Raw genomic sequence first — 6,275 nt, 5'->3', positions numbered from 1 at the left:
GTCGTGGGAGCAGACGTAGTCCTGGGGACGGAGGGGACGGAGGGGACAGAGGGGACAGAAGTCTTCTGGACCGGCGGGGCGAGCGGTGCCACCGGGGTCGGCCCGAGGGTGTTGCCGGACGGCCATACCGCGACGGTGACCACGGCGATCGCCATCGCCGTGCCGACCCCGACGCCGGCGGTGGTGGCGGCGCGGACCAGGCGGCGGCGGGCCGCGCGGCGGCGGATCTGCTGGAACGAGCCGGGCGGGGGCGCCAGCAGGTGTACTCCGGGGCGCAGCAGCACCGTCAGTTCGTCGTCGCCGTCGATGCCGTCGATAGCGTCACCGTCGATGCCGTCGATGCCTTCGTTAGCGTCGTCGCCGCCAATACCGCCGTCATCATCGTCCGCGGGCTCAATGAGCGTGATCAAAACGTCCTCCGAGTCCGGCGCGCAGGAGTTCCCGTGCCGCGTGTAGATCGGACTTGACCGTGCCTTCTTTGCGCCCGATCAGCCGGGCGATCTCGCCGACCGGGAGATCGGCGTAGTAGTACAGCAGAACGGGGGTGCGCAGCCGCTCCGGGAGCGACCGCACCAGCATCCGCACCGGTACGGCCGCGTCCGCGCCCTCCCGCCGCTGCGCCAACTCCGCCTCGGTCGTGGCCTGGCGCAGGACCCGCCGTTCGCGGTCCAGCTTGCGCCAGTGGTCCCGGACCAGGTTCGCCGCCGTCACGTAGAGGAAGCCGCGGGGCTCCCGCACCGCGGTCCAGTGTCCCCAGAGGCGGGTGAACGCCTCCGAGGCGATGTCGTGGGCGGTGGCATCGTCGTCGACCAGCCGGCGGCACCAGCCGGCCAGGCCTGGGTAGAGATCGGTGAACAGGTCGGACGCCGCCCGATCCTTCTCCCCGGAATCCTTGGACCGGCTCAACTCTCTCCAGATGCTCGGAACATGATGGTACTGACGGCCCCTGACCCCTAACCCGCGCTGCCGGCCAGGGAGGCGAAGACCACCACGTTGTCGAGGTAGCCGTCGTCGGTCCGCGGTCCCCCGCAAGTGATCAGACGCAGTTCCGGCCGGTTTACGTTCCCATAGACCTGCTGCGTGGGGAAATGGTCCTTGGAGACCGTCTGCACGCTGTCCACGGTGAAATCCGCCGAAGCCCCGTCCTGCAACCCGACCGTCACCCGGTCTCCGGGCCGCAGTTTGGCCAACCGCAGGAAGACGCCGTCGCCGAACTTGCCGACCGTGACGTGGCCGAGGATCACCGACGGTCCGGTCTGTCCCGGGGTGGGCGAGCCGTGGTACCAGCCGGCCGGGCTGTCCGCCTGGATCGGCGGCACCTGCACCGTGCCGTCCAAGGCCAGACCGAGCGAGATCACCGGGGTGTCGACGCCGATATCAGGGATCTGAAGCCGGACCGGGACCGATCGCGCGATCGCGCCGGGGTTCGACGGACCGCCCGCCGCACTCCCTGACGAACCACCCGCCGAACCACTCGCGGAAGCGCCGACAGAGCCGCCCGCCGCGGCGCCGCCCACCCCGGCGGAAGCCGCCGCCGAAGTCGTCCCGGTCCCGCCCGCGGTCCTCCCAGACCCCGCGGCGGCCGGTCCTGAAGCGGCACCGCACCCGCCGGCCAGCATGAGGGCGGCCAGCCAGGCCGGCCACCCCCGCGTCCACACTGGGCGCAAGATCAGCCCCGGCCCTTGATCCGGCGCCGGAGCACCATGGTGCCCCCGCCGCCCAGCAGCGCGACCAGGGAGGCGCCGACGACCGCGGCCTGACCGTCGCCGTCCGAAGCCACCGGCGGCACACCGGTGTTCGGCGCACCCGACGGAACCGAGGTGATCTGGCTGCCGGGGACGGACGGGGCAGCACTGGGGCTCGCGGACGCGTCGGTGGGCGGCGCGGTAGAGGGCACCGGGCTGGAGGCCACACCACTCGGCGCGGTGCTGGTCACGGAGCTGCTCGGCATCGCCGTGGGCTGCCCGCTGGGCGCGCTGGACGCAGGCGCAGTGGACGTGCTCGGCGCGCTGGAGGGCTGGCCGGAGCCGGTGCTGTCGGCGAACGCCGTTTCCGCCCCGACTCCGGCCAGCATCGCGGTGCAGGCCAGTGTGGTGAGCAGACTGCGAGTACGCATGAGGACTCTCTCTTCGGTCGATCTTCGGTCGATGCACAGTGGATCCGTTGCTGCGGAACCAGGCGTAGAGACGACGGCGGGCACGGTCCGGTTGTAAAGCGTTGGCAAAGAACTCAACGCGGCGGTCAGAGCAGGCCCGCTTCCGGCGGCTTCCGCGCCGCCCCCGGCCGCCACGAAATCCCCTCGGCCTTTCAACTTCCGCGCCGCCGGAAGGCTCTACCCAATGTCCGTGGCCGATCCGTGACGAGTGAGACAGGAGCCTGACATGAGTGACGAGGAACTCGGGGACGAGGTCTCCCGCATGCTCCACAACCGGGCCCTGCGGTATCACCGCGCGGGCCTGCTCGGGATCTACGGGCCGTACCCGTCTGTCCGACGGTGGTGGCTCAGACTGCGCGGCAAGTGATGAGCCGCGGCCATCGGCGATACCGGGGCTACGCGACCGCCTACCAACCCCCGCGCCGTCGCGGTGGCAAGTTGCGGGCTTGGGCGCCGTTGTTCGTGCTGGTCGGCATCCTGAGTTTGTTCAGCGGCTGTATGTATGCCGGGTACTCGTACTACAAGGGCAAGTACGGTCCCGCCCCCGACTACACGGCCGCGGCGACCTGTAAGCCGACGCAGAAGGTCGCGGTCGACGTCGCGCGCAACGCCACCGGTCAGCAGATCGCGGACGCGCTATACACCTCCGGCGTGGTCAAGAGCGCCCGGGCCTACGTCAACGCGGCCAACCAGAACCAGGGCTCCACCGGCATCATCGCCGGTACCTACACGATCTGCCCGCAGATCTCCGGCGACAACGCGGTCCTGGAGCTGTTGAAGAAGTCGAACCTGTCCGACGCCTCACAGATCATCGTGACCTCCCACGAGTGGTCGAAAGACGTCATCGCCGAGCTGATCACCAAGAAGAACTGGAAGCAGCCCGACTTCGACGCGGCGATCGCCGACAACACCATCGGCCTGCCCGCTTGGTCGGTGAACTCCAGCACCCACAAGTTCACCGTCGAGGGCATGCTGGAACCGGGGACGTACGCGATGACCTCGGGCGACACCCCGCAGTCGGTGCTGCGCCAGATGGTGGCGAACCGGAAGACGTTCCTGGCCGGCATCGACTTCGAGGCCAAGTCCGCGCTGCTGACCTGCGGCACCACCAAGTGCACGCCGGAGCAGGTGCTCACCGTCGGCTCCATCGCCGAGGGCGAGGTCACCGACCCGGGCGACGGCCAGAGGGTCGCCGAGGGCGTCTACACCCGCCTGAAGGACAACGCCTACCTGGGCGTCGACTCGACCGCGCTGTACTGGATCGGGCACCTCCCCAACGGCGAACTGCCGTCGAAGACCCAGGTTCGGAACGCGAACAACCCCTACTCGACCTACTCGCCGCACCACGGCCTACCCCCGACGCCGGTCTACGTCACGTCGGACGACATGATCAAGGCCGCGCTGGCACCGGCCCATAAGGGTGCTTACTACTGGTGCGTCACCCCGACCGGTACTGAGTTCTTCACCAAGAAGCAACTGGCGGCCCGTAACAGGGCTTGTGCCGACTGATGGAGGAGTTCTTCTCACACGAGGCGCGACCTATTCGTCGGCCACAAGCCCTGAGAGCAGAGCTGGGAGTGGAGCTGGGAGTGGAGCTGAGAACAGAGCATCGAGGTCGGCCAGGGTCGTGATCCGCGGTGTCGACGCGGCGGTCGAGCTGTGCTGCCGGTCGAGCCAGACTCCGTGCAGCCCCGCGCTGACGGCCGCTTCCGCATCCGTGTGGAGGCGGTCTCCGACGTAGACGATCTGCGATGGTTGAAGGCGCAGCGCGGCGCATGCGGCGTGGAAGATCCGCACGTCGGGCTTCGCGGCGCCGGCCTCGCTGGAGGCGATGACCGTCGGCAGCAGATCGGTGAGGCCGATCCGGTGCAGCTTGTGCCGTTGCTGGTCGGCGTCTCCGTTGGTGATGACGCCGAGCTTCAGCTCGGGATGCTTGTCGGCCAACGAGATCAGGGCCGGGGCCGCGTCAGGGTAGGGCCGCCACCCGGCCTCGTAGTGTCCCAAGTACTCCGCGAACCAAGCGTCCGCTTCCTCATCAGAGCGCGCGCCGAAGCCGAAGTCGGCGGCCAGCTGTGTGACGCGCACACGTCGTTGCTCGCCGAACGTCAGCTCCCCGGCCAGGTATCGCTCCATCGCCGATGACTCCAGCTCTTGCCAGCGGACGACGAGCCGGTCTTGGTCGGCTGCCGGGACGGCGAAGCGGGCGAGGAAACTCGCCGTCACCGCCTCGCGCGCGGCGGTTTCGTGGTCGACGAGCGTTCCGTCGAGGTCGAACAGCACAGCGTGGATCGGTTCGGCTGCCATGGCGATCAGTGTCGCCGATCCTCAGAGCGGCCGCCCCATCTGCTCGGAGAGCCGGGCGAGCTGGTCCAGGCGGCGCTCCAGCTTCGGGTGCGTCGAGAACAAGCCGGCCAGCGAGCCCACCGGGCTGATGAAGAAGGCGTTGAACGCCTGCACACTGCGCAGGTCCCGGCGCGGGATCCGGGCCGCGGAATCAGTCAGCTTCACCAGCGCCGAGGCCAGCTCGGAGGGCTGGCCGGTCAGGATCGCCCCGTCGCGGTCCGCGGCCAGCTCGCGATAGCGCGACAGAGCCCTGATCAGCAGGAAGCTGATCGCGTACACCGCGATCGAGACCGCCATGACCGCCATCAGAACCATCGCCGTGTTCTGGTCCTGGCGGCGGCCGAAGGCCTGGGAGTACAGCGTGAAGCGCATCATCAGCCCGGCCACGACGCCCAGGAAGGAGGCGATGGTGATCACCGCGACGTCCCGGTGCGCGACGTGCGTCAGCTCGTGCGCGATGACGCCCTCCAGCTCCTTCTCGTCGAGCAGCCCGATGATCCCGGTCGTCACACACACCACCGCGTGATCGGCGTTCCGGCCGGTCGCGAACGCGTTGGGCACGTCCAGTTCGGCGACGGCCACCTTCGGCTTCGGCATGTCGGCCAGGGCGCACAGCCGGTCCACGATCGCGTGCAGCTGCGGATACTGCTCAGCCGTGACGATGTGCCCCTTCAGCGCGGCGAGCGCGATCCGGTCGGAGTACCAGTACTGGGCGAACAGCAGGCCGCCGAGGATCACCACGATCAACACGACGGACTTGAGCAACACCACCAGCGCCGCCGCGAAGGCGACGTACAACAGTCCCAGCAGGAACATGGTCAGGCCCATCCGCACAGTCAACTGGCGGTCAGGCTGGATACGGCTTCGCACAGCGCCTCCTCGTATCTGCTCCTCCCACTCCCAGCATGCGCCCCGACCGGCACTTTGGGACAGGGCTGTACCGCCTTGAAGGTGATGACCTGGCCTTCGACCCGCTACTCCCAGCCCAAAGGGATCGGGTCATGCCCGGCCGGCGGTTCGCCCCCGGCCACGTTGAACGCTTCGAGGGCCTCCACGAAGCGGTCCCGGTGCTCCGCGGGCATGCTCGCGACGATCGCCGCGATCTCCTCCCGGCGCCGGCTGGTGGCCTGGTCCACGACGCGGCGTCCGGTGCCGGTGAGGGCGAGGATGGACTCGCGGCGGTTCTCCGGGTTGGGGGCCCGGTCGATCATCCCGGCGGCGGCCAGCCGTTCGGCCATGCGCATCGCGGTGGAGGGGTTGACGGCCAGGTGTTCGGCCAGGTGGGTCAGGCGCAGCGGGCCGCGGGAGGCCAGCACCACCAGGGCGCGGAACTGCGGCAGCGTCAGGCTGTCCTGGACCTCGTTGAGCGAGCGCGCGGAGACCGCCACCAGCAGCCGGGACGCCGTCAGAACCGCCTCGGTGACCCGGTCGATGTCACCGACGTGCTCGGCACCGGGCCGCGCGGACGCCGACACGTTCTCGGTGCTCGCCTGGCTTCTGGCGGATCGCGGACTCATGCCCTCCTTTCTACCGCGCCGTGGCGCGCTCCGGCGGGCTCTAGTGGGCTCTGGCGGGTTCTGGCGCGAGTGTCTGGCGCGCTCTGGCGGGCTCCGGCGGGCTCCGGTGGCCGTGAGACCGGCTTGACGCGGACCACCTCATCATTTGCATAATGCAAACCATGGCCTCCGTGAGCGACCCCGCACCCCCGATACCGACCCCGATACCGACCCCGACCCTGCCGGTGACCCTGCCGCTGACCACCGAACGAGGCAGGAAC

9 protein-coding genes are annotated in these 6,275 nt (G+C 69.4%); 2 read left to right on the top strand and 7 right to left on the bottom strand.

What is annotated here, in order from left to right:
- The 4 genes from IZR01_RS47445 to IZR01_RS47430 all read right to left on the bottom strand — a co-directional run.
- Window positions 1-410, bottom strand: a 410-nt coding sequence (locus IZR01_RS47445; RefSeq protein ID WP_194927686.1) for a hypothetical protein, incomplete at its 3' end; no start/stop codon positions are given.
- Window positions 394-906: an RNA polymerase sigma factor gene (locus IZR01_RS47440; protein ID WP_194899473.1), complete on the bottom strand. Its 513-nt coding sequence runs from the start codon at window positions 904-906 to the stop codon at window positions 394-396. The genes IZR01_RS47445 and IZR01_RS47440, both read right to left, overlap by 17 nt.
- A gap of 47 nt (window positions 907-953) precedes the next feature.
- On the bottom strand, window positions 954-1,667 hold the full coding sequence (locus IZR01_RS47435; protein WP_369125525.1) for a class F sortase: 714 nt from the start codon (window positions 1,665-1,667) through the stop codon (window positions 954-956).
- Between the two features lie 2 nt (window positions 1,668-1,669).
- Window positions 1,670-2,116: a Tat pathway signal sequence domain protein gene (locus IZR01_RS47430; protein ID WP_194899472.1), complete on the bottom strand. Its 447-nt coding sequence runs from the start codon at window positions 2,114-2,116 to the stop codon at window positions 1,670-1,672.
- A 265-nt stretch (window positions 2,117-2,381) separates the two neighbouring features.
- Here IZR01_RS47430 and IZR01_RS47425 point away from each other — a divergent pair, with 265 nt between their 5' ends.
- The gene (locus IZR01_RS47425; RefSeq protein WP_194899471.1) at window positions 2,382-2,522 is read left to right on the top strand and encodes a hypothetical protein; all 141 of its coding nucleotides are present in this window, start codon (window positions 2,382-2,384) and stop codon (window positions 2,520-2,522) included.
- Window positions 2,523-2,593: 71 nt separating this feature from the next.
- Entirely contained in the window at window positions 2,594-3,664 is a 1,071-nt protein-coding gene (locus IZR01_RS47420) for an endolytic transglycosylase MltG (protein WP_194927685.1), read from the top strand.
- A gap of 30 nt (window positions 3,665-3,694) precedes the next feature.
- Here the strand turns inward: IZR01_RS47420 and IZR01_RS47415 are convergent, their stop codons facing one another.
- The 3 genes from IZR01_RS47415 to IZR01_RS47405 form a co-directional block, all read right to left on the bottom strand.
- Window positions 3,695-4,459 carry an HAD family hydrolase gene (locus IZR01_RS47415; RefSeq protein ID WP_194927684.1) on the bottom strand — a complete coding sequence of 255 codons (765 nt, stop codon included), beginning with the start codon at window positions 4,457-4,459 and terminating at the stop codon, window positions 3,695-3,697.
- A 21-nt stretch (window positions 4,460-4,480) separates the two neighbouring features.
- Window positions 4,481-5,368 carry a zinc metalloprotease HtpX gene (htpX, locus tag IZR01_RS47410; protein ID WP_194899468.1) on the bottom strand — a complete coding sequence of 296 codons (888 nt, stop codon included), beginning with the start codon at window positions 5,366-5,368 and terminating at the stop codon, window positions 4,481-4,483.
- Between the two features lie 104 nt (window positions 5,369-5,472).
- On the bottom strand, window positions 5,473-6,015 hold the full coding sequence (locus IZR01_RS47405; protein ID WP_194899467.1) for a MarR family winged helix-turn-helix transcriptional regulator: 543 nt from the start codon (window positions 6,013-6,015) through the stop codon (window positions 5,473-5,475).
- Window positions 6,016-6,275: the final 260 nt, after the last annotated feature.

The organism is Catenulispora pinisilvae, from assembly GCF_015356865.1.
GTDB lineage: Bacteria > Actinomycetota > Actinomycetes > Streptomycetales > Catenulisporaceae > Catenulispora > Catenulispora pinisilvae.
The sequence above is the reverse complement of the archived record's forward strand: the minus strand, read 5'-3'. Positions and strand labels throughout refer to the sequence as shown.

Excerpts from the sequence above, each read along its gene's own strand:
- IZR01_RS47430 (WP_194899472.1), bottom strand. The coding sequence starts at position 2,116 with ATGCGTACTCGCAGTCTGCTCACCACACTGGCCTGCACCGCGATGCTG.
- IZR01_RS47425 (WP_194899471.1), top strand. The coding sequence starts at position 2,382 with ATGAGTGACGAGGAACTCGGGGACGAGGTCTCCCGCATGCTCCACAAC.
- IZR01_RS47415 (WP_194927684.1), bottom strand. The coding sequence starts at position 4,459 with ATGGCAGCCGAACCGATCCACGCTGTGCTGTTCGACCTCGACGGAACG.
- IZR01_RS47405 (WP_194899467.1), bottom strand. The coding sequence starts at position 6,015 with ATGAGTCCGCGATCCGCCAGAAGCCAGGCGAGCACCGAGAACGTGTCG.